Below are 22,038 nucleotides of genomic sequence, written 5' to 3'. Positions count from 1 at the left end.
CTCGCCGTTGGCAACGTGGTCGGCAGTACCGTCTTCTACATGACGGCGAACGTCGGCATCATCGCGGTCCTCCATCCGATCGGGTCCGGCGGAGACGTGTTGACGGTCCACTGGCCGTTTCTCGCCGGCTGTCTGCTCGTGGTGACGGCCATGCTCGCACGCGGTCGCGTCACCCGCGTCGGCGGCGTCGTCCTGTTCGGCCTCTACGTCGCCTACTGGATCGCGAATTATCTGTAGCCGAGCGCTCCGCTCGAGTCGAACGGGATCTGAGGATGCCCGAAGATGGCTACCCTGTGCGGCCAGCGGCGACACAGGAAGACGCTACCACTGGCGAGATGGAACTCGATGAGTGGCAGACTCTCGCCGCGGCTCGACGGCGACCCGTTCTTACTCCGTATCGAGTTCGAACTGTTCGTTCTCGCTGACGGCGTTGAGCACGATGCTCGTGTTCGACTGGTTGATGTCGGGATCGGTGATCAGCGTCTTGATCTGATCGTTCATGTCGTCGGTGTCCTCGAACTTCCCGATCGCGATCACGTCGTAGTCACCGGTGACCTCGTAGACGGAGATCATCTGGCGGTGATCTTTCAGCGTCTCGGTGATCTCGGGCAGCGCGTTCCCCTCGGCTTTGAGCTGCATGACGGCAGTCACGTCGTAGCCGACCGCGTCGTAATCGACCTTCGGCGTGTAGCCCTCGATCACGCCCTCTTCCTCGAGATCGGAGAGGTGATTCGAGACCGTCGTCACGGAGACATCGAGTTCTTCGGCGAGGCTGCGCAGGCTCGCGCGGCCGTCGTTGAGCAGTTCGTTTACCAGATCCGAGTCCAAGTGTTCGTAGGTCATTGAGTGGTATGACACACTCCACCTACTAGGAGTTTACGAATATCCAGTTCTATCCACATCCAGTAAGTCGGTGTTGCAGTGTGGGCGAACAACGCTTGTAGAGGTGAGAATTACTGCACTTTCAGTGACTCGCCGGCGACTGTTCAGAACGGGAGCGGTTCGCAGCGTCAAAAAGCGGGCCGAAAACCGTTCTGCCATGCTGAACTCCACTCTCTATTCAGCAGGCCCTTTGTGTCCGTCATCGGTTCTCTCAAGAGCCCGACTGATTCAACGCGGCCAGACACCGGTGCTACCGGAAGGGATTATCCCGCTCGACCACCGAGAACCGATATGCAGTGGTGGACCCAGCCAACGAGCTTGTCCGGGACCGGGGGTATGACGATTCGGAACCGAAGCCCGAAGAGGCAAATAACATGACCGACGACCCACTCCCGTCCGAACACCTCTCGCCGCTGGCCGCGCTCGTCGACGAGGTACTCGCAGGCGTCGGCTACGAGATGACGGCCGCCACCGACCTTATCAATGACGCCGTCCCCGGCTACGGCGGTCTCTTCGACCCCGAAACCACCCCGGAGGAGTTGCGTCGCGCACTCGAGACCCTGCTGGAGTCGGGACTCTCTCGGCCATCCGTCCCCGAGCCGACGAGCGACACGTTCGTCCTCTCCGTCGACGGCAGTTCACGCGGCAACCCCGGTCCCGCAGGGGCGGGCGCTGTCATCATGGACGCTGCGGAAGACCAACTCGCTCGTCTCGGCCGCCCCGTCGGCTCCCGAGCGGGGAACAACACCGCCGAATACGTCGCCCTCCAGCTCGGGCTCTCCGAACTGTTGGCTCGCTACGAGCCACGCAGACTCGAGGTGCGCATCGATTCGATGACGGTCATCCAAGATATCTGGGGTGGTAATGGCCCGACAGAATCCGGCGTCGAGACGTACAGCGAGGCCGTTACGGCGGCACTCTCGAGCATCCCGGACCACCGGTACACGCACCTGGCAGACAGCGACCCGAATCCCGCTGACGCACTGGCGACAGTGGGGGCCGATATCGCGGCCTTCGGGCCTGGATAGCAGATTCCGTCGTGGTCCTTCGAAATCCCGGCTCTGTCGAATCCCAGAAGCGACGAGAAATCACACACTGACTTTACCCGTATCCCGGCAGCTACGCCGAGACGATCACCTCGCTACGCTCGCACTGGGACTCGTCTGATCCGAATCCCAAGAGCGTGCGCTTCCATCTTGGTTACGTCGTTCCTCAGAAGAGTGCTCCGTCTGGGATTTGAACCCAGGTCATCGGCTCGAAAGGCCGAAATGATTGGCCGGACTACACCAACGGAGCTTACACGGTTCCCGCACCACTGTGTTCAGCGAACCAGCGGAGCGCGTCTCGCAACTCTTTCTTGCTGAGGCCTAATGAAAAGCGTTCCGTTCCGCAGCGGCAGTGGCATCACATCACGCACGTTTCACCCGTTGTTCTGCCGACAACAAACACTGTCGTCGCCTCGAGAATGCCGTCCACGTTCACCCTTAGTCATCCTGACGGAGCGACGCGCCCTCGAAGTCCATCGAAAGCTCATCCTCGAGCCCGAGTAGATCCGCGATCGTCGGCGTCACGTCGGTCGCGTCGACCGGTTCGTCGCCCTCGAGTGCGGGCGCGGCCGGGCCGCCGAGGCCAAACGCGCCGAGCGCCGACTCGTCGACGCGGCCGTGGGAGCCGCTGACCTGCGCGGCGTCGAGCGAGACGAGCCCCTCGTCGCCGAAGAAGAGTTCGCAGGGATCAAAGCCCGGTTTCTTGTGGATGTCCATGTCGGTCGCGTACGGGGGCGCGGCCGCGCGGTCCTCCCACCAGTAGTACTGGAACCACGTGTCCCGATCCGCCACGAGGACGAGCTCGCCCGCGTTGGGGTGATCGATTCCGTACTCGGCCTTGCCCGACTCCTCGAGGACGGCGTCGACCCCCTCGAGTCCGGCGAGTGCGTCGCGAGCATCGTCGACCGAGCCAGCGTCGGCGTAGACGTGTGCGATCTGGTGGTCGACCATGGCGAACGCGTCCGAGCCGGGGATGTCAACATCGCCGTCCTCGTCCGTCTCGAGCAGCCCGGCGTCTCGGAGTGCGCGGTTGGGGAACACCGGTCGGTCCACGTCGTGAAAGCCGTACTCGCTGACGAGGGTGAGGAGGGTCTCGTCCCAGCGGTCGGTTGCGGACAGGTCGGCGAGGAAGTCCGCGAGGAGGTCATCGACGACCGCAAGTTCCTCCTCGAAGGCGTCGCTTCCGGGGCCGTCGCTCTGGCCGACGTAATCCAGATGCGGGACGTAGACCCAGAGCAGGTCGGGATCGAACCGCTCGATCGCCTCGCTCGCGGCCGAGAGTATCCAGCGGCTCCCCTCCTCGTTCGCGCCGGGGCCCCAGTAGTTGTGCAGCGGGAAGTGGTCCAGTTCGTCCCGGAGGTCGTCGTAGAAGCCCTCAGGGTTGGTCCAGCAGTCCATTTCGAGCATGTTGTTGTCCTCGTCCTCGATCGGAGAGGGAGTGAGCGCGATGTCGGCGCTCGACCCGATCAGGTGCTGGAAGTTCAGCACGCCGGTGGTCAGCCCCGCTTCGTCGCTGGCCGTCTCCCAGATGCGGTCGCGGCCGTTGCGATCGCGCTCCCAGAACGCCGCTGTCTCGCGCTCGCGCTCGTACTCGCCGCTCGAGACGTCGCCGTGCTCGGCGGGACCGCGCCCGGTTGCGAGGGTCGTCTGGGCCGGCACCGTTACGGCGGGAAACGGCGGCCGGAGGTCGGTCACCGATTCGGACGGGAACTGTGACTCGAGGGTCGGCGTTCGGTCGGCGTCGATGTGCTGTGGCTGGAGGCCGACGACGTCGAGGACGATCACGCGGCCTGCGCCGTCGGGCGACTCGGGAATCATGGGGTCTGTCATCGGTTCTGGGTAGCGGACGTCGCGGTCGTACGGTCGAAGGTGGCGGTCACACGCATCAGCGATGCTGCTCGGCGTAGTCGTACAGGCGGTCCAGTTGCCGGGAGAAGTCGTGCTCGTCGACGCCGATCGGGGCCTTGAAGAAGGACGCGAGCTGGGGCTGGAGCCCCCCGTTCCCCCGTTCGTCAGCGTGGGCGACCAGTCGCACCAGATCGAGGACCAGCGGCGCGGCCAGCGCGGAGTCCGACCCCTCCCACGTGAACTGCATTTTCATCTCGGTGTCGAGAAAGCCCTCGAAGTGGATGTAGTCCCACGCCGTCTTCCAGTCGGCCAGCGAGGGCGTGTAGTCGATCCGGACCCGGTTGTGGCCGATGTCGGGGAGGATCGAGTCGAGCACGTCGCCCTTGCTCGAGAGCTTGCCGGCGGCGTTTGCCTCGTCCTCGAGCACGAGTCCGTCCTTGTTGCCGAGGATGTTGTGACCCTCCCAGCTCATCACCTGCAGGTTTCGTCCGGCGAACATCGGGGCGAGCGCGGACTTGACGAGCGTCTCGCCAGTCTTGGCGTCGCGTCCCATGTGCGGGACGTCCTTCGCGGCCGCGAGTTCGCGAATCCCGCCGAGCGTGTTGCCCGTACTCGGCGTGAAGTTGACGAACGGGTGGCCGCCGTCGATCGCGGCGTAGGTGTAGAGCACGCTCGCCGGCAGGTCCCGGTCGTCCTCGTCGATCGCCCGCTCGAGGGCGTCGCGAGTGTCGTACCGATCGGGTTCGGCGAGTTCGGGTTCCGTCGAGGCGACGTTGACGACGACCAATCGCTCGAGGTCGTGGCGCTCGCGGAACGTCTCGTAGTCGTCCCGGATCTGGTCGACGACATCCCGGACGGCGAGGCGCTCGTCCAGTCGTTCGCTGTCCTCGGAGACGGCCGCGCCGCAGTTGACCGCCGTCCCGACCTCGATCCGGTCGTCGATTTCGGCCAGGTCGCCCCGGACGGCCGCGAGCGTCTCCGCGTCGGGGACGCCGTTCCGGTCGCGCTGGCGTTCGGCTTGGGCGACGAGCGACTCCGGGGCGATGTCGTGGCCGCCGAAGACGAGTCCGTCGACCGGCGGCAGATCGAGGCTCGAGACCGGCTCGCGTTCCGTCACCATGCCGGTCGTGCCGGTCAGTCCACGCGCGATCGCGCGGGCACCGACGATCGACATCGTCGCGACGTTGCCCCGCGCCCCGACGAGCCAGACGCCCGTTCGGTCCGCGTCGTCGGCCGGTTGCTCTCGCCCGTCGCTCATCGGGTCTCGTCCCCTCTCGATGGCCGTTCGGTCCGGCGTGGCGGCTCGTTTCGGCCGGCCCCATCGTCGGGGCCGATCCGCAGCGGCGTCGTCGCTGCCGTGGCTCGTTCGCGTCGGGTCATTCCCGCGAGGGTGCGGTCCGGACGGCTTTCGTTATGACTCGCGTAGCGGGAGTAATCCGGAGTTTGTCGCTCGTAACGCCGTATTCCGCCCGCGGAAGGGGTCGATTCGTCGTTCTCAACCTCGCGTTTGCCGATCGAACGATCACAGCACCAAACGGGTCGCTCGTGGCACGGCCGGTATGCGAATTATCGACCCTCACATGCATATGGTATCGCGCTCGGCCGACGACTACCGGCGAGCGCGACGAGCGGGCATCGAATGTTGTATCGAGCCCGCGTTCTGGAGCGGCCAGGATAAACACAACGCGGGTTCGTTCTTCGATTACTTCGAGCAGATCATCGAACACGAGACCGACCGCGCCGAGCGGGCCGCCGGCATGGACCACTACGTCACGATTGGCTTAGAGCCCAAGGAGGCCAACTACCGCGACATGGCCGAGGAGGTCGTCGACCGGATTCCCGAGTATCTCGAGCGCGACCCCGTGGTCGGCGTCGGCGAGATCGGCTTCGATCAAGTCACCGACGACGAGGAGTGGGCGTTCCGCCGCCAGCTCGAGATCGCGGAGGACCGCGAACTGCCGGTTATCATCCACACGCCCCACACTGACAAGCCGTCGGGAACCGAGCGAATCGTCGAGATCATCGAGGAGATGGGTGTCACCCAAGAGCGGATCATCATCGATCACAACACCGAGCACACGATCGACATTTCGACGCGAACGGACTGCTGGATCGGCTTCACGCTCTACCCCGGCAAGATCGAGACCGAGTCGGCGATCGACCTGCTCGAGGAGTACGGCACCGACAACATGATCTTCAACAGCGCGGCCGACTGGGACCCCTCGGACCCGCTCGCGGTGCCGAAGGCCCGCGACATGATGCTCGACCGGGGCTGGGACCGCGAGGACGTGCGGAAAGTCGTCTTCGAGAACCCCTACGAGTTCTTCGACCAGTCGCCGAACTTCGACTACGAGGCCTGACGATGCGGTTTGGCTTCTCCACCAACGCCTTCCGGGAGTACCAACTCGAGGACGCCATCGAGTCGATCGCCGACGCGGGCTACGACGGCGTCGAGCTCCTGCTCGACGAACCGCATCTGTACCCGCCCGACGCCACCGACGAGGAACACGAGCGGGTCACGGACATCCTCGAGCAACAGGGGATCGCCATCAGCAACGCCAACGCGTTCATGCTGACCGCGATCGAGGGCTTTCACCACCCCTCCTACATCGAGCCCGACGAGGAGTACCGCCAGCGGCGGATCGATTACACCCTCGCGGCGCTCGAGACCGCGGCCGCCCTCGACCACGGCTACATCTCGATCGAACCCGGCGGGCCGATCCCCGACGGGAAATCGCGGGCGTGGGCACTGGACACCTTCGTCGACAGCCTCGAGCAAGTCATCCCGAAAGCCGAGGAACTCGGCGTCGACCTGCTCGTCGAGCCCGAACCCGACCTGCTGATCGAAACGGGAGACGAGTTCCTCGAACTGCTCGAGCGGATCGACTCGCCGCGCGTGAAGTGTAACTTCGACGCCGGCCACTTCTACGCGGTCGGCGAGGACCCCGCCGAACTGGTCGAACCCCTCTGGGAGCACACCGAACACTACCACCTCGAGGACATCCCAGCCGACCGGGCCCATGAACACACGCAACTCGGCGACGGGGCGATGGACATCGATTCGTTCCTGAGCGAACTCGAGGCGCGGGACTACGACGGGTTCGTCACCGTCGAACTCTACCCCTACGAGGAGACGCCGATCGAGACCGCACGTGAGGCGATGGACTACCTCGAGGAACACGGGTGGGCATAGGGTGGCCGGCGGCGCGTCGGCGGACCGCAGCGAGACGGCGGGATCAGGCCCGGAGTCCCGGACGACCCTCGAGACGTACGCCGAACTGGTCCGCCTGCCAAACCTCTTCACCGCGCCGCCGGACGTAATCCTGGGAGCCGCGCTGGCGGCCGTTGCCGGACACGAGCCCCCACCGGTCCCCGTCGCGGGGCTCGCGGCCAGTTCGGTGCTGCTGTACGCCGGTGGGACGACGCTCAACGACGCGTTCGACGCGCCGATCGACGCGCGAGAGCGGCCCGAACGGCCGATCCCATCCAGTCGCGTCTCGCGGCGGGCCGCGTTCGCGCTCGGGGTTGCGTTGTTGCTCGTCGCCGTCGTCCTCGCCGGCGTCGTCGCGGGCGGGCCCGGTTCCCTCGCCGCCGGACTGGTCGCCCTCGTGATCGTCGCCTACGACGGGCTCCTGAAGGGGACCGCCGCCGGCTTCCTCGCGATGGGGGCGACCCGCGGGCTGAACGTCGTCCTCGGGACGACCGCGGCCGGGGGCGTGCTCCTCCAGTCCCCGACCCGAGTGCTCGCCGTCCCCGCGGTCGTCACCGGCTACATCGCCGCCGTCACGTTCATGGCCGCTCGAGAGACCGAGGGCGGAAACCGGGGCGCTGTCGAGGTCGCTGCCGCGGGCGCGGTCGCAGCAGTGGTCGCCGTCGGCTGGTCTCTCGTGACTGCCGGCCCGTCGCGGCTCGAGACAGTGGTCGCCCTCGCGTTCGTCGCCGCGTTCTGCTGGTGTGTCGGCCAACCCCTGCGAGCCGCATACGCCGCTCCGGTGCCGAGTACCGTCGGCCCGGCGGTCGGTGCCTGTATCCTCGGATTAGTCTTGCTCGACGCGGCCTTTGCCACCGCAGCCGGGGTTCGCTGGGGGCTCGCCGCCGGCGTCTTCCTCGTCCCGGCGGTGGGCCTCTCGCGTGCGTTCGACGTGACGTGAACCGTGCCCCTCGAGTGTGACGGGCCAACGAATTAGTGGCGCTCCGGTGTACGACACGCAGATCGATGGTCACACTCGCTTTTTCGACGAACGCGTACACGCGCTCCTCCCTCCCGGAAGCGGTTCGCCGGATCGCTGACCACGGCTACGCCGGCGTCGAACTGCTCGGCGACGATCCCCACGCCTACTTCCCCGACTTCGGCGACGGCGACCGCGAGGCCCTCCTCGAGGCCCTGTCCGAGACCGACCTCGCCGTCTCGAACATCAACGCGAACACGGCGATGGGCTACTACGACGACGCGCCGCCGTCGGCCTTCTTCGAGCCGACCATCATTCGAGCCGACGACGAGGCCCGCGAGTGGCGAATCGCGTACACGAAGCGGGCGATCGACCTCGCCGAGGCCGTCGGGTCGCCGGCGGTCTGCCTGGCGACCGGCCGGCCGCTCCCGGGGACGCCGCCCGAGGCGGCCCGCGAGTACCTCCGGGACTCGCTCCACGAGATCCTCGACTACGCCGAACCCCGTGACGTTGAGGTCGGCATCGAGTACGAACCCGAACTGCTGATCGAGAACACGGACGAGGTCCTCGAGTTGATCGACGAGATCGGCCGCAATTCCCTCGGGATCAACCTCGATGTCGGCCACGCGGCCGTCTACGGCGAGGACGTGCCCGAGAGCATCCACGCCAGCGCCGGCTCCATCACGGGCATCCACCTCGAGGACATCGTCGGCGGCCGCCGGGGAAAACACTACCACCGCATCCCCGGCGAGGGGGACCTCGACTTCCGAGAGATCTTCGACGCGCTCGCGGACATCGGGTACGACGGGTTCGCCACGCTGGAACTCTACACCTACCCCGACGAACCCGACCACGCGGCGCGGGACGCGATGGCCGAACTCGAGCCGTTCCTGTAACTCCCCGCCGGGCGAGAACACCCGCGAACGAACCGCCTCCTCAACCCTTTTTACCCCCTGCGACCATTCCACCGAGCGTGAAATACGTCCGCTTCCGCGACCCCGCCGGCGCGGTCCGTCGCGGCGAGTACGAGAACGGAACAGTCCACTTCGCGAACGAAAGCTACGCGCTCGAGAGCGACGAAATCGACGTGCTCCCGCCGTCGGAGCCGTCGAAGATCGTCTGTATCGGGAAGAACTACGCCGACCACGCGGCGGAACTCGACTCGGAAGTCCCTGACCGGCCGATGCTCTTTCTCAAGCCGCCGAACGCGCTCGCGGCCCACGGCGACACCGTCACTCTCCCCGCGGGCAAGGATCGGATCGACCACGAGGCCGAACTCGGCGTCGTCATCGGCGAGCAGTGCCGCCACGTTTCCGAAGCTGACGCAATGGACGTCGTGGAAGGCTTCACCTGCGTCGACGACCTCTCGAACCGCGACGACCAGCAACAAGAACAGAACTGGATCCGCGGCAAGGCCTTCGACGGGGCGGCACCCCTTGGCCCCGTCCTCGCGACCCCGGACGAGGTCCCCGCGGACGCGTCCGTCCGGACCCGCGTCAACGGCGAGCTCAAACAGGACGGCACCCGCGAGCAACTCATCTTCTCGATCCCGGAACTGATCGCCGAGATCACGACCTACATCACCTTAGAGCCCGGCGACGTGATCGCAACCGGCACGCCCAAAGGCGTCAGCGCGCTCTCGGACGGCGATGACATCGAGATCGAGATCGAAGGCGTCGGCACGCTCGAGCACTCGGTTCGAATCCCCTGATCGGCTCCCGAACCGGCCCGGGGCGAAGTCCCGGAACCCCGAGTTGCTCGAGGCCCCCGGCCGACCGCGAGTCGAACACTTTTCGGCCCGCTTGCAGAACGAACACGCATGACCGTCAGCTTCGACGCCGTGACGATCGACTGGTTCGGCCGCGCGGCCGTCCGACTCGAGGGCCAAACCGGCGCGGTCATCTACGTCGACCCGGTTCCGGGCCGAGACGGCGTGTTGAAGGGTGAAGATCCTCGAGACGGGGATCTGATTCTCGTCAGTCACGATCACCACTACGATCCCGACGCGATTAGGCGGGTCGCCCGCGAGGACGCGCTGGTCGTCGTCCACGAGTCGACCGACGGGAGCGAGAACGGTGGTATCGACGACCGGCCCGAAGAACTGCCGCTCGAGGTCGAACGCGTCCGAGCCGACGAGTCGTTCGTCCTCGGGCCGCTCGATCTGTTCACGACGCCGGCGTACAACGATTCGACTGGCCCGCACACGGACGAGAACGGAACACCGGCTCACCCCGAGGGGCAGGGCTGTGGCTTCGGCGTCACCGTCGACGGCATCACCGCGTTCTGGCCCGGCGACACCGACGTGTTGCCGTTTCACCGGGAGATGGACATCGATCTCTTGCTCCCGCCGGTCGACGGGACGGTCACGATGGACCGCCACGAGGCCGCGTCGCTAGCCGACGATATCGTCCCCGATCTCGTCTTGCCGGTCCGCTACGATCCCGCCGACGCGGGCGAAATCGACATCGACGCGTTCGTGGTCGACATCGTGAGACGCGGCGTTCCGGTCGTCCTCGACGAGTAGGCACACCGGTCCGTTCTCACACGCCGACTCGAGACCAGGCGAAGAGCGCGATCGCGGCCAGTGCCAGCACGCCGAGCGCGATCCACTGCCCGAACCCGGAGTCGGCGATCGGGGCGAAGAAGTCGACAAGGCCGGACCCCTGCAAGAGACCGAGCCCGAGGAGGATCATGGCACCGATGGCGATCAACCCGACCGTGATCCCCTCTTTCATCATCCACGCGGCCTCGTCGGCCTCTTGGGCGTTGGAGGTCGTCGGTTCGTCTATCGCGCCCTCGTCGGGGTCGCTGTGCAACGGCCGTTCGTCGTCTTTGTCGTCCGCCATATCACTGTTCTAGACGGTGAGTGGCCGCGCAGACGGGTACCGGTTGTACCTGCAGACACAGGGCGAGTGCGAACTCCGACGAAACGATTCGGCGCTCGAGGCGTGACTGAGACCGCTACCCGCGTCGAGCGGTCGCCGTCGTAACAGCGATCTCACATCCCGATTCTCGATTCGCACGATATAAATTCTCTGTAGGGAATTCTCCGACACCTATGGCTTCCGTTACCACGATCGGGACGACGGAACGGCCGGCCGAAACGGCCTCGAGACGAGACCGACCACAGTCGGTGATCGCGACGGCCGATGAGGAAGCCGCGGAGGGTCCCGAACCGACCCTCGAGTATCCCGAACGGGATTCGCGCGGGCTCTTCAAGGAACGCTTCGGCCCGTCGATGCTGTGGGCGCTGATCAGCATCGGCGGCAGCCACATCGTGCTGGCACCCACGCTCGGCGGCAGTTTCGGCCTCGTAGCGATCTGGATGTTCGGGCACATCTACGTCGCGAAGGACGGGCGTGGGAACTCGGCATCCGGTACAACTACGGCGTCGGCGCGAACCCGATCGAGGCCTCCGATCAGCTTCCCGGCCCCAAGAACTGGGCGCTGTAGGTGACCTCGAGCGTCCGCGATAAGATTGTGACTCGAGGAAAACGGAGCTATAGCACGCCCATCTCACTGAGTCGTTCGGGGAACATCTCCCGCAACGACGGCTCGAGGGCGTCTACAGCACGCCCATCTCACTGAGTCGTTCCGGAAGATAGGTATCCGTCACGAAGTCGAGGCCGTGAGAGGCCAGCGACTGCTGTTCGGACTTCTTTCCGAGATCGAGCTGGAGTTCGATCTGTTCCTCCCAGTAGTCGGTCTGGAAGCGCGGGTCCTCGAGTTCGCTCTCCAAGGCGTTGATGTCCGAATCCGCCAGCGGGTCGGTGGGCAGTTCGTACTCGACGATATCGGCGGGCTGGATGCCGATGAAGTCCGCCTCGGGCGTTGCGAGGTACTCCGAGAGGTGGGCGGACTTGATCGAGCCGTAGGCGACGGAGCCGTAGATGCGGTACGACCACGGGTCACCGTCAGTGAACACCGTCACCGGCAAGTCGAGTTCGTCGTGGAGCCGCTTGGTGATGCGTCGGGTCGCCCGCGCGGGCTGGCCCTTGAGGTGGACGATGAGGGCGTTGTACTCCTCGTCGAACCCGTTTTCGACGAGTCGGTCGCGCATGCCACCGGTCTCCACCGCGAGGATGAAGTCGGCGTCACAATCCAGAAAGTCGATCGTGTCGGGGTTGTTCGGGATCTGGTAGCCGCCCTCGCCGACGTCTTCCTGACAGTGGATCTTGCGCTCACCGCGGCGAGTCTGCTCTCGCAGATACAGCGGCCCCATGATCGTCGCGCCCGATTCCTCGGGGCGCATGTGGAAGTCCTCGCGGGTGACCCCCGAGACGATCTCCAAGTCCTCGACCATGCTGTTGGACTCGTCCTGATCGTTGAACTGGGCCTCGTCGTTGTCCCAGCTCTCCGAGAGGTAGTAGAGTTCACGCAGGGTCGACGAGCGGTCTTCCTCGAGTTGTTCCGAGAGGAACTCGATGGTGTAGATCGCCTTCAGGAGCTTCCGCGCGCCGCGGACGGAGTTGGCAGACCGGGTCGACTCGCGGTCGCCGTAGACCCAGACGTCCATCTCCTCGTCGTACTCGATGTTGTTCTTCGTCCGTGTCGGCACGGACATGTGTGGAATCTCGCCCAGTTCGAACTGGTCGTAGAACTGTGCCGCGAGATCGATCAACTGCTCTCGTGCCTGCTGGTTTTCGTCTGCGCTCATTGTTTCACCGTCAACTTCTCGCTCTCGACACCTTTGACGTCCAGATCGAACGTCGCGTCGTCCGGTACCTCGTACTCGAGGGCCGCCTCGTCGTCACTCGAGACCTCCGGTTCCCACTTGACGAACCACTCGCCGTCCATCTCGACGACGTTCGCACCGTCCGAGAGGTTCGTCGGTTCCGCCGAGACGATATCGGTGATCTCGAGGGACTCGTTCGTCCCCGAGTTGTTCTCGACGACGACGGAGACGGCCTGCCCGTCGCCGTTTTCCTCCACGTCGCGCTCGACGAGGACGTTGTTCATGATGCGGGCGATCGCGTCATCGATATCCGGCTCGTCGCGGCCGGTGACTTCGGCGACCTTCTCGGCCATCTCCGGGAGGATCTTCCCGAGGACGTTCTGTTTCTTCCGGCGCTGTTGCATCGACCGGCGCTTGTTGAGGTAGCTCTTCAGGTCGCGTGCGGCCTCCCGGATCGCGAGTTCGATCTCGTCTTCGATCTCGGGGACGTTCGCGACGGCGTCTTTCGACTCGCTGGTGAAGGGGACGTTCGTCGAGGCGACGTGGACCATGATCACGACCGGGCCGTTGGGCAGGCCGGAGCCGCCGGGCTGGTCGAGGCCGTAGTTGCGCCAGCCGATCGACTTGACCACGTCCGTCGTCGCACAGGCACCGCGCTGGTAGACCAGCGGCACCCGGTTCGCAAAGCGCATGACCTCACCGGTTCCCTCGGCCGGCAGGTCGCCGCCGTAGGCGATCCCGGCCTCGACGATGAACGGATCGCCGCCGGAGACGCCCGCGTCGCGGGTCGCGGAGGCGTAGAAGTCCGCGTCGAACTCCTTCTCGAGGCCGGCGGTGATCAGTTCCTCCGAAATGGGCGCGAGACACCGCGTCGGCGGTGCCATGATGTCGGTCGCGCGCATCGCGTCGACGAGGTTGCTGGTGGCGTCGCGGTCGCCGTCGAGTTCGCGAACGAGCGGCGGGTCGTCCGGGACGGTGGCCATGATGTCCCAGATGGCTTCCGTGACGTTCTCGCGGGCCGTCTCGCCGAAGGAGACGTCGTCGTACTCCTCGGTGAGGTCCGCGGCCCGGTCGACGTACTCGCGCAGCGTCTCGTGGGTGAACCGGTGGCGAACGTCCTCGGGATCCTCGAACTTGCCCGCGAGCCGGTCGGCGAAGGCGTGGATGACCTCGTCGTCCTTGCGGGTGCTCGTCGCGTCGTCCGCGAGGTCATAGAGGTCGGCAACGAGTCTCGAGTCGGCGTCGGTCGCCGGCTCGTCCTCGTCGGCCGTCTCGGCTGCAGCGTCATCGTCCGCCTCGGTGACGTCGATTAGCTCGAGCCAGACCGCTTCGACGGCGTTTTCCCGAACGGTGTCGCCGAACGTCGTTCCGTGGTCGTCCTCGACCGCCTCGGCGGCCGATTCGACGGCTTCGCGCAGTTCAAAGTGGGCGATGCGGTCGGAATCCGCGACCGCCTCGGCGATGGCGTCGGCGAACGCGGTCGTCGCGTCGGGGCCCTTGTTCGCCGTCGCGTCCTCGACCGCGGCGTGGAGGTCGATCGATTCGTGGGAGGCGGGCGGCCGCCAGCGCATCTCGCGGCCGTAGTGGCGGTCGCGGAACGCGTCGATGATCGAGTCGGCGGTCTTCTTCCCGACGCGGGTGAACTCCTCCTGGACGAACCCGGAGACGGTCTGAGAGTCCGTCGCAGTGAGCATCTTCATCACCGTCCCGAGCTCGACGCCGTGAGGGTGGGGGCGGATCTCTTCTGTCTCCTCGGGGAGCTGGTCGGTCGCGCGCTCGAACTTGAAGTGTTCCTGCGGTTCGCGCAACTCGAGGCGGGCGTGGGGATTGACGACCGCCGTGTGCTTGATGTAGTCGTGGAGCTGCTGGCGGGCGCGCATGTTCGCCTCCATCTCGAGTTCGATGCGGGTGCCGTGGGGGCGGTCCCACGTGGTCGTCTCCTCGACGCTGATCTCGGGCTCGTTGCTGTCGGTATCGACGATGAGTTCGAAGTATTCGGCTTCCTCGGAGCCCTGCGTGCGGCTGGTGATCTTCGCGGGTTTCCCGCTGGTCAACTGAGAGTAGAGCACCGCAGCGGAGATCCCGATCCCCTGCTGGCCGCGGGATTGTTCGCGTGCGTGAAAGCGAGAGCCATAGAGCAGTTTCCCGAAGACCTTCGGGAGCGTTTCTTTCGTAAGTCCCGGGCCGTTGTCCTCGACGATCAGGCGGTAGTAGTCGCCGGCTTCCTGAATCTCGACGTAGATATCCGGGAGAATTCCCGACTCCTCGGCGGCGTCTAAGGCGTTGTCGACGGCCTCCTTGACGGCCGTGACGAGGCCTCGAGCACCGCTGTCGAAGCCGAGCATGTGCTTGTTCTTCTCGAAGAACTCGGCGATGGAGATCGACTGCTGGCTTTCGGCCAGCTCCTCGGCGATCCCCGGCTCGTCACCGAGTGTCGACTGGAACGACGTCATCGTCCCCCTGTACTAACGGCGGGGCTAAAAGCTGTGTGCTACCGGAGTGAAAGTGAATCCGCAGCGGCGTTTTCACTTCGTCGATACCGCGGACCGGCCCACTGGCGGGTTCTCGTCCCGGTTAGAAGGTGATGATCTCGTAGTCGTCGTCGACCAGCGATCGGATGCTCGGGTGGCCGTCGTTGTCGTCGATCGTGACGACCCCGGCGTCGTCGATCGCCTCGTCGACGCCGAACGCGCCGGCACAGTAGTCACAGGCCGCCGCCTCGTCGCTGACCGACTGGTAGAGCTCGTGGTAGTCGTGGTCCTCGTCTTCCAGTTCCGGGATCCACTGGGTCCCGGCCCCGTCGAAGATGAGCTCGAGGTCGTCATCGGGGTTCTCGGCGAACTCCTTGGCTGCCTCGAGGCCGTTGACGAGCCGACCGGTGTCGCTGTGGGATTCGGTCCCTGCCAGAATTACGGAGAATCAAGGAGAAAGCCCCGCTCTTTAGGGCGGGGATGAATCCGACAATAGACTACACAGCCCACCGTTCGATGGCACGGCAGGATATTCCACGTCCGAATCCGCACATTCAAGTAGGTTTGTCTACATAGGTTACGTATGGCGAAACAGGTCGTCACACGCACCTTCACTGCTTCCATCAGGAATCAACAACAGGTGCAAGGCGACCTTGATTCGCTTGGGTTCTCAGCCTCGAAACTCTGGAACGTCGGACGGTGGGTCTGCGACCGTGTATGGTCAGAGATTGACCATATCCCCGGTCACAACGAACTCACCTCGTACCTGAAGTCGCACGAACGCTATGATGATCTGCATTCTCAGTCAAGTTCGTTCGAGACGGCGAAGCCGTCTCGTGATGCCAATGAGCTCCGCTCATTGAGCACAGCGAGTCCTTCAAGAACTCGCTGAGGCGTTCGACGGCTGGTACGGCAAACGACAAAACGGAGACACACGAGCAAACCCGCCGAAGTACCGCAAACACGGCGACAAACACCCACGAAGCACAGTCACGTTCAAAGCCGCTGGCTTCAAATTCGATACCGAGTACGAGAGAGTTCGACTCAGCAAAGGGTCGAACCTGAAAGAATATTGGTCGGACTTCATCCTCTGCGAGTATCAGACTCGGCCCGATGTTGACCTCTCCACCGTGGAGAGCGTCCAGCAAGTACGTGCAGTCTGGACTGGTGAAGAGTGGGAACTACACTTCGTCTGCAAAGTCGAGATCGAAGTGGCTGAAGTCACCGGTGAGAAGACGGTTGGTGTTGACCTCGGCATCAACAACTTCGCCGCACTCGCCTACGAAGACGGTCACAGCGAACTCTACCCGCTGAACTGCCTGAAGCAGGACGACTACTACTTCAGCAAGCAGATTGCTCGTTGTGACGATTCTGACTCAGAGCAGGCTACGCGGTTGAACCAAAAGAAATCGGCTCGCCGCACCCACTACTTCCACACACTCTCGAAACACATAGTCCAACGATGTGTGGACGAAGGAGTTGGAACTATCGTAAGCGTTAGAAATAATTGCCCACTTTTGGAATCGAAAGTTGGTCTAGAGCGGTATCGATCGCGGGGGTCAGTTGCTCAAGCNTATCGTAAGCGTTAGAAATAATTGCCCACTTTTGGAATCGAAAGTTGGTCTAGAGCGGTATCGATCGCGGGGGTCAGTTGCTCAAGCGAGTCAAAGAATCGGTTGCTGAGAGCGTTTTGGAGTTGTCGCCAGCACTCTTCGACAGGATTGAGTTCCGGCGAATACGACGGTAACGTGACGAAGGCGAGGTCGTCACGGGCCGCCAGGTCCGTGACGGCCGACGCCTGGAAATACGGCGCACCATCTAGCACGACGATCAAGTCTTCTCTGAATTCGTTGCATAACGCGAGAATGAAATGTTTCGCGTGATCGGCGGTAACGTACTCGGTGAATCGTGAGAAGAAGCACTCGCCGTCTTCGGTGATCGCGCCGAGCAGACACGTCCAGTCGCGTTGACCGGAGAGTTCGACGCTCGGCCGCGTGCCGCGCGGAAACCACGCGGCACGCGGCTCGACCTGGACGGATTTCTTGGTTTGGTCGATGCAGACTATTTTGGCGTCCATCTCCGATCGCTTTTTTTGATCTCGTCGTGGAATTCCTCTTGGTCGGATTCTGCGGCTTCGGCGGCTCTACGGCGTGGCTTTTGATAGCTTAATCCAGCTTCTTTGAGCAACCGCCGACAACTCGGGTAGGAGTACTCGACATCATAGCTGTCTTCAAGAAACTCTTGGACAAGCACCGGCGTCCACGCCGGCGCGTCAATCCCGACCTCTTCGGGCGGTTGGTGAACGATTTGTTCGAACTCTTTTTGCTGCGATTCTGAGAGCTTTCGTTTTCTTCCGGATCTATGAGCATCAGATACAGCTTGCTCAAGCGGTTCGTCCGTATCGAGTCGCATCAACCAGCTGTAGATTGTTCTTCGACCAGTATCGTGCCACTCGGCAAGTTCGGATTGCGTTACACCGTTCTTGTACGCGATCGCCGCTAACAACCGTTGTGTCGGCTTGTTTCCCTCGACGTTGTCGAGGGCGTCTTGGAGTTCTTCGACAGAGATCTCGTCGAGATGGTCCATTGACTATAGCAACAATCTCTGAGCGGAAAATTCTAACGGATACTATANGTCTTGGAGTTCTTCGACAGAGATCTCGTCGAGATGGTCCATTGACTATAGCAACAATCTCTGAGCGGAAAATTCTAACGGATACTATATTGTGGTGGGAGACCTCTCCGGTATCCGCGAGGACGAGGAGAACGGCGAGTCGAAGAACTGGGGGAATCACGGCAACCTTGACCTGCATTCGTGGGCGTTCGACCGCTTCACCGGCCTGCTCGAATACAAGGCCGAAATGGAAGGTATCACGGTTGAAGAAGTGTCTGAGCGTGATACGTCCAAGTCATGTTCGTGCTGTGGGCGCACGCGGAAGGCCAATCGTGTTGAACGCGGGCTGTACGTCTGTGATGAGTGCGGTACGGTGGCGAACGCGGACGTAAACGGTGCTGAGAACATTCGACAGAAAGTATCTCCAAGTTCACCGAGTCTATCGGTGAATAGGAGTAACGGCTGGTTGGCGCAGCCATCGACGTTCCTGTTTGACAAGGAAACTGGTGCGTTCGCACCTCAAGAACACGTAACGTCGTAAACCACAATATCCCAACGTGGGAATCCTCGCCCTTCAGGGCGGGGAGGATGTCAAGATTGCTGCGTTCGTCATTACGGAGGGTCGTAGGTGAGTGCCCTACAAAAGGGGCCGGCGGTCGTGTGCTGTGGATGCAGAGCCGTCGGCGAGTAAGAGTGTCAGCAGCCCCGACCGGTCGCGGTTCGAGAGTCGGCCGGTCTCTCGGTCGGCGATTCCGGCCGCGTTCGTCCGATTCAGTGGTCGTGACTGTGGTCGTGTTCGTGCCCGTGATCGCCGGAATGCCCGTGGTCGTGGGTGTCACCGAGCGTGAATTCTCCGGAGAACGCCCGCTGGACGACCTCCGAGAGCGCGGGGTGGATGTGGATCGACTCCCGGATGTCTCGCACCGTCCCGGAGCCGGCCGTCATCGCCACGACGACCTCCTGAATCAGGTCCGAGGCCTCCGGTCCGACGATGTGACAGCCCAGAATCTCGCCCTCGAGGTCGATGATCGGCTTGACGAATCCCTCGGCTTTCATCGCCGACCCGCGGGCGGTCTCCTCATAGCGGTAGGTTCGCGTGGCGTACTCCCGGTCCGCGGCGCGCAGTTCCTGTTCGGTGAGGCCCACGCCGGCGACCTCCGGCGACCCGAAGACGGCAAAGGGCATCGCCGAGTAGTCGACCGGCTCGAGGGCCTCGCCAAAGAGGTTTCGCGCGACGGCCCGCGCCTCGTGGTTGGCGTTGTGTTTCAGCAAGTACTCGCCGACGATGTCCCCGAGCGCCCAGACGCCGTCGGCGGTCGTCCGCAGGTACTCGTCGGTCTCGACGAAACCGGCCGCGTCGGTCTCGATCCCTGCGGCCTCGACGTTCAGCGTGTCCGTGTTGGGGACGCGGCCGGCTGCCACGAGCAGTTCGTCGCCGGTGACCGAGACCGGTTCGACGTCGCTCGCCGCGTCGCCCTCCGGTTCCGGGAACGGCCGCGCCTCGACGGTGACTGAGTCCACCGATTCCATGACCGCGGTGGCCTCGTAGCCGGTGTAGACATCGAACCGGTCGGCGTAGCGCTCGGTGAACTCGGCCGCTACTTCCTCGTCGGCGTCGGGGAGCAGATTCGGCCGCCGGCCGACGATCGACACGTCGCTGCCGAAGGTGCCGAAGAACTGCCCGAGTTCGGCAGCGATGTAGCCGCCGCCGACGATCACGAGGTGATCCGGCGGGGACTCGAGTTGCAGCGCCTCCCTACTGGTGAGATAGTCGACGGTTCCGATGCCGTCGATCGGCGGAGTCGCCGGGCGGGTCCCGGCCGCCACGAGGACGGTGTCGGCGGTGAGTCGCTCACCGTCGTGGTCTCCGCCGGCGAGTTCGAGCGTGCGATCGTCGACGAACCGGGCTTCCGCCTGATAGAGGTCGATCCGATCGGACGAACGGAGACCGCGCTCGATCGAGTCCGAACTGCCGTGAACGTCCGCAGTGACCTCGCGGACGATTTCGCCGAACCGGACGCCGTCGACCGTCGCGTCGATCTCGAACTCGTCGGCGCGCTCGATCGTCTCCATCACGTCCGCGTGATACAGCAACTGCTTCGACGGGATACAGCCGCGGTTGAGACAGGTCCCGCCGAGCCGCCCCTTCTCGACGACCGCGACAGAGAGTCCCTGGTTCGCCGCCGCGTTCGCCACGTCGAGTCCGGAGCCGGACCCGACGACGAGAAAGTCGTACTCCTCCATGGGGACACGGTCGGGTTCGAGCCCAATGAACGACCGACCCGCGCTTGCGCGGGACCCAACCGGAGACGACCGAAGCGCGGTCGAAAACCGACCGTACCCGCCGGTTACTCCTCGACGGGCGGCCACTCCCACGCGTCGGCCTCGACGACGGCGAGCAGCCGCCGCCGGCGGTCGGTCGTCTCGGAGAGGGCCTCGGCGAACGCCTCGTCCGAGACGGTCGGGATGTCGTCGTCGCGTAAGCGCTCCAGATCCGGAGCTCGCGGGACCGACGGCGCGGGCTCGATGAACGCGGTGTCGAGCGTCTCGAGGTAGCTCGACGCGCTCGAGCGGCCGTTCTCGATAGTCGTAGGATCGATGCTGTGTTCGTCCGGGACGGCGTGTCGGAGGAGCATGAGCGCCTCGTCGAAGACGGGGACGGCCACGGCCGAGGCCCGGTCGTCCTGCTCGCTGTGGTAGTAGTGGAGGATCGGATAGGACTTGTGCTGCTCGGCCAGCAGGCTCAGCTCCGACGCGAGCGTCTCGAGGGTCAACTCGAGGCCCTCGAAGTCCTCTCCGGTCCACCCCGTTCGGACGAGGGCTTCGCTGCGATGGCCCAACCCCGTCACGGTGCTGGCAAACGAGCGTTTGTCGGAGACGGCACCGAGGACGGTGAGGACGTAGGAGACGCCAAGCGTGACGAAGGCCATTCCCGTGGCCGTCGTGAACGCGCTGGCGACCTCCCAGACGTTCCCGCCGTACACCGGCGTGTAGTCGCCGTTGCCGTCCGTGAACATGGTGTAAGCGACGTAGTAGAACCGCCCCCACCAGTCGGCGGGACCGCCGGTGCGGCTGTTGACGACGGCCAACGGGTCACTGGCGAAAACCACCGTCCAACCGACCCAGATGAGGCCGATCCACATCGCGAGCGTCAGCGTGAGAATGAGCGGGCCGGCGAGGCTGAGCGCTCGGTTGTGATCGCCGGTCACGGTCCGGAGGCCGCGCCAGATCCCGGTCGTGAGATGGCCGGAGAGCGGACCGGAACCGCCGTCGACCCAGAGCGTCGTCCAGAGGATGTCCACGATCGCGGTGACCAGAATGGCGCTCCCGACGATGAGATAGAACGGGTTCATTCCGCGATTGCCCGCTGCTCGACGACGTCGGCGAGCACTTGCGCGATCTCGGCGTTGGTCTCGGGACTGTAGTGGCCGCCTTCCCCGCGCTCGACGTACAGCGACTCGACGTCGCCGTCCTCGGGCGAGAGGTGAGTCGCCATATCGATCGTCGTCAGTTCGTCGTACCGGTCGTCGAGTCGGTCCATCAGGTCGCCGTAGATCGGGCCGTGTTCGGACTCGTAGGTCGCGTATCGGAGTTGCTGGACCATCACGAACGTCGGATCGAACCCCTGCTCGTCCGCGTAGTCGACGAACTCCGCGATGAGCGCGTCGAAGAGGGCCTCGTGGGTGTCGAACAGGCGCTCGTGGTATCGCACGCGGGGCCGCTCGAGCCGCAGCGCAGACTGGGTCTGGGCCAGATCGAAGTCGATCCCCGGAATCGAGCGGCCGAGTCGGCGCTCGAGTTCCTTTCCGGCCGTATACCCGGCGTACCGGACGTGTTCGTTCTTCTCGAGGAAGTCAGCCGTGTACGGCCGCGTCGCGAAGTGCGGCCGGAACCAGTGATCGTAGTGGAAGTCGTATTCCCGGAGGAAGTCGGCCTTGGACTCGAGGTCGAGCAGCTCCTCTTTTTCGTCGACGGGGCTCTCGATTCGCTCCAACTCGCCGTCCTCGAGCACGTACCGGGGCTTGACCGCGAGGATGTTGCCGAACTCCTGATAGTGTTTCCAGACCGAGAGGATGCGGGCGATCGAGGAGGCGGTGACGACCATGAACACGTGGTCGGTCGGGTCCTCGGGGTACTGGCGTTTGAGGCGCATCAGCGCCTGGTCCAGACCGTAGTTGCCGCCGCCGTAGTTGGCGACGTGGGTGTCCAGTTCCTGTGCGAGGTGGTTTTGGAACGTCTCGTCGTTGTCGACCTCCCGACAGAAACAGTAGGAGTCGCCGTAGGTCGAGACCGTCAGATCGGCGTCGGGGTCGCGCTCCTTCGCGGGGCAGACC

The 22,038-nt window shown here is 64.3% G+C and carries 18 protein-coding genes, 1 tRNA gene and 4 pseudogenes; 11 read left to right on the top strand and 12 right to left on the bottom strand.

Annotation, left to right across the window (positions count from 1 at the left end; translation table 11 throughout):
- Positions 1-237 (top strand): annotated as a pseudogene (locus C489_RS12490) (sodium:calcium antiporter); the annotation flags it as partial.
- Between the two features lie 150 nt (positions 238-387).
- Here C489_RS12490 and lrp read toward each other — a convergent pair.
- Positions 388-843, bottom strand: coding sequence for an HTH-type transcriptional regulator Lrp (lrp, locus tag C489_RS12485; RefSeq protein ID WP_006431641.1), 456 nt, complete (start codon positions 841-843; stop codon positions 388-390).
- A gap of 413 nt (positions 844-1,256) precedes the next feature.
- On the opposite strand from lrp, the gene C489_RS12480 reads away from it, so the two are divergent.
- A complete protein-coding gene (locus C489_RS12480; RefSeq protein ID WP_006431640.1) occupies positions 1,257-1,910 on the top strand; it encodes a ribonuclease HI family protein in 654 nt (217 codons plus the stop codon).
- Between the two features lie 193 nt (positions 1,911-2,103).
- Here C489_RS12480 and C489_RS12475 read toward each other — a convergent pair.
- The 3 genes from C489_RS12475 to C489_RS12465 form a co-directional block, all read right to left on the bottom strand.
- Positions 2,104-2,178: transfer RNA gene (locus C489_RS12475), tRNA-Glu, on the bottom strand.
- A gap of 188 nt (positions 2,179-2,366) precedes the next feature.
- Positions 2,367-3,758 carry an alkaline phosphatase family protein gene (locus C489_RS12470; protein WP_152423161.1) on the bottom strand — a complete coding sequence of 464 codons (1,392 nt, stop codon included), beginning with the start codon at positions 3,756-3,758 and terminating at the stop codon, positions 2,367-2,369.
- Positions 3,759-3,813: 55 nt separating this feature from the next.
- Positions 3,814-5,034: an inositol-3-phosphate synthase gene (locus C489_RS12465; protein WP_006431638.1), complete on the bottom strand. Its 1,221-nt coding sequence runs from the start codon at positions 5,032-5,034 to the stop codon at positions 3,814-3,816.
- A gap of 301 nt (positions 5,035-5,335) precedes the next feature.
- Between C489_RS12465 and C489_RS12460 the strand changes: the two genes are divergently transcribed.
- The 6 genes from C489_RS12460 (at position 5,336) to C489_RS12435 (ending at position 10,469) form a co-directional block, all read left to right on the top strand.
- Positions 5,336-6,136 carry a TatD family hydrolase gene (locus C489_RS12460; RefSeq protein ID WP_049890824.1) on the top strand — a complete coding sequence of 267 codons (801 nt, stop codon included), beginning with the start codon at positions 5,336-5,338 and terminating at the stop codon, positions 6,134-6,136.
- Positions 6,137-6,138: 2 nt separating this feature from the next.
- The gene (locus C489_RS12455; RefSeq protein ID WP_006431636.1) at positions 6,139-6,969 is read left to right on the top strand and encodes a sugar phosphate isomerase/epimerase family protein; all 831 of its coding nucleotides are present in this window, start codon (positions 6,139-6,141) and stop codon (positions 6,967-6,969) included.
- A gap of 1 nt (position 6,970) precedes the next feature.
- Positions 6,971-7,927: a UbiA family prenyltransferase gene (locus C489_RS12450; RefSeq protein ID WP_006431635.1), complete on the top strand. Its 957-nt coding sequence runs from the start codon at positions 6,971-6,973 to the stop codon at positions 7,925-7,927.
- 65 nt (positions 7,928-7,992) lie between these two features.
- The gene (locus C489_RS12445) at positions 7,993-8,841 is read left to right on the top strand and encodes a sugar phosphate isomerase/epimerase family protein (protein WP_006431634.1); all 849 of its coding nucleotides are present in this window, start codon (positions 7,993-7,995) and stop codon (positions 8,839-8,841) included.
- Between the two features lie 77 nt (positions 8,842-8,918).
- Positions 8,919-9,656 carry a fumarylacetoacetate hydrolase family protein gene (locus tag C489_RS12440; RefSeq protein ID WP_006431633.1) on the top strand — a complete coding sequence of 246 codons (738 nt, stop codon included), beginning with the start codon at positions 8,919-8,921 and terminating at the stop codon, positions 9,654-9,656.
- 108 nt (positions 9,657-9,764) lie between these two features.
- On the top strand, positions 9,765-10,469 hold the full coding sequence (locus C489_RS12435; RefSeq protein WP_006431632.1) for an MBL fold metallo-hydrolase: 705 nt from the start codon (positions 9,765-9,767) through the stop codon (positions 10,467-10,469).
- A 16-nt stretch (positions 10,470-10,485) separates the two neighbouring features.
- Here C489_RS12435 and C489_RS12430 read toward each other — a convergent pair whose 3' ends face one another.
- On the bottom strand, positions 10,486-10,791 hold the full coding sequence (locus C489_RS12430; protein WP_006431631.1) for a hypothetical protein: 306 nt from the start codon (positions 10,789-10,791) through the stop codon (positions 10,486-10,488).
- Between the two features lie 290 nt (positions 10,792-11,081).
- Between C489_RS12430 and C489_RS12425 the strand changes: the two are divergent.
- Positions 11,082-11,395, top strand: a pseudogene (locus C489_RS12425) (Nramp family divalent metal transporter); the annotation flags it as partial.
- 115 nt (positions 11,396-11,510) lie between these two features.
- On the opposite strand, the gene C489_RS12420 reads toward C489_RS12425, so the two are convergent.
- From C489_RS12420 to C489_RS20860, 3 genes are all read right to left on the bottom strand, one after another.
- On the bottom strand, positions 11,511-12,602 hold the full coding sequence (locus C489_RS12420; protein WP_006431629.1) for a DNA topoisomerase IV subunit A: 1,092 nt from the start codon (positions 12,600-12,602) through the stop codon (positions 11,511-11,513).
- Complete coding sequence (locus tag C489_RS12415) at positions 12,599-15,073, bottom strand: DNA topoisomerase VI subunit B (RefSeq protein WP_006431628.1); 2,475 nt, start codon at positions 15,071-15,073, stop codon at positions 12,599-12,601. Before C489_RS12415 ends, C489_RS12420 begins: the two co-directional genes overlap by 4 nt.
- Before the next feature lie 121 nt (positions 15,074-15,194).
- Positions 15,195-15,530: a DsrE family protein gene (locus C489_RS20860; protein ID WP_083902809.1), complete on the bottom strand. Its 336-nt coding sequence runs from the start codon at positions 15,528-15,530 to the stop codon at positions 15,195-15,197.
- 144 nt (positions 15,531-15,674) lie between these two features.
- On the opposite strand from C489_RS20860, the pseudogene C489_RS12405 reads away from it, so the two are divergent.
- Positions 15,675-16,584: pseudogene (locus tag C489_RS12405) on the top strand (transposase); the annotation flags it as partial.
- Positions 16,585-16,676: 92 nt separating this feature from the next.
- On the opposite strand, the gene C489_RS20855 reads toward C489_RS12405, so the two are convergent.
- Positions 16,677-17,677 (bottom strand): IS630 family transposase gene (locus C489_RS20855; RefSeq protein WP_086009373.1). Its coding sequence is split into 2 segments (ribosomal slippage): positions 16,677-17,185 and positions 17,185-17,677, totalling 1,002 coding nucleotides; the frame shifts between segments, so codons are not numbered across the junction.
- A gap of 136 nt (positions 17,678-17,813) precedes the next feature.
- Between C489_RS20855 and C489_RS12390 the strand changes: the two are divergent.
- A pseudogene (locus C489_RS12390) lies at positions 17,814-18,245 on the top strand (zinc ribbon domain-containing protein); the annotation flags it as partial.
- Positions 18,246-18,475: 230 nt separating this feature from the next.
- Here the strand turns inward: C489_RS12390 and C489_RS12385 are convergent.
- From C489_RS12385 to C489_RS12375, 3 genes are all read right to left on the bottom strand, one after another.
- A complete protein-coding gene (locus tag C489_RS12385; protein WP_006431622.1) occupies positions 18,476-19,948 on the bottom strand; it encodes a dihydrolipoyl dehydrogenase in 1,473 nt (490 codons plus the stop codon).
- A gap of 104 nt (positions 19,949-20,052) precedes the next feature.
- Positions 20,053-21,057, bottom strand: a complete 1,005-nt coding sequence (locus C489_RS12380) for a hypothetical protein (RefSeq protein ID WP_006431621.1) — start codon at positions 21,055-21,057, stop codon at positions 20,053-20,055.
- On the bottom strand, positions 21,054-22,038 hold a 985-nt coding region (locus C489_RS12375), incomplete at its 5' end, for a hypothetical protein (RefSeq protein ID WP_006431620.1). The genes C489_RS12375 and C489_RS12380, both read right to left, overlap by 4 nt.

Source organism: Natrinema versiforme JCM 10478, from assembly GCF_000337195.1.
Classification (GTDB): Archaea; Halobacteriota; Halobacteria; order Halobacteriales; family Natrialbaceae; genus Natrinema; species Natrinema versiforme.
Note: the sequence above shows the minus strand (reverse complement) of the source record. Positions and strands in the feature narration are given on the sequence as shown.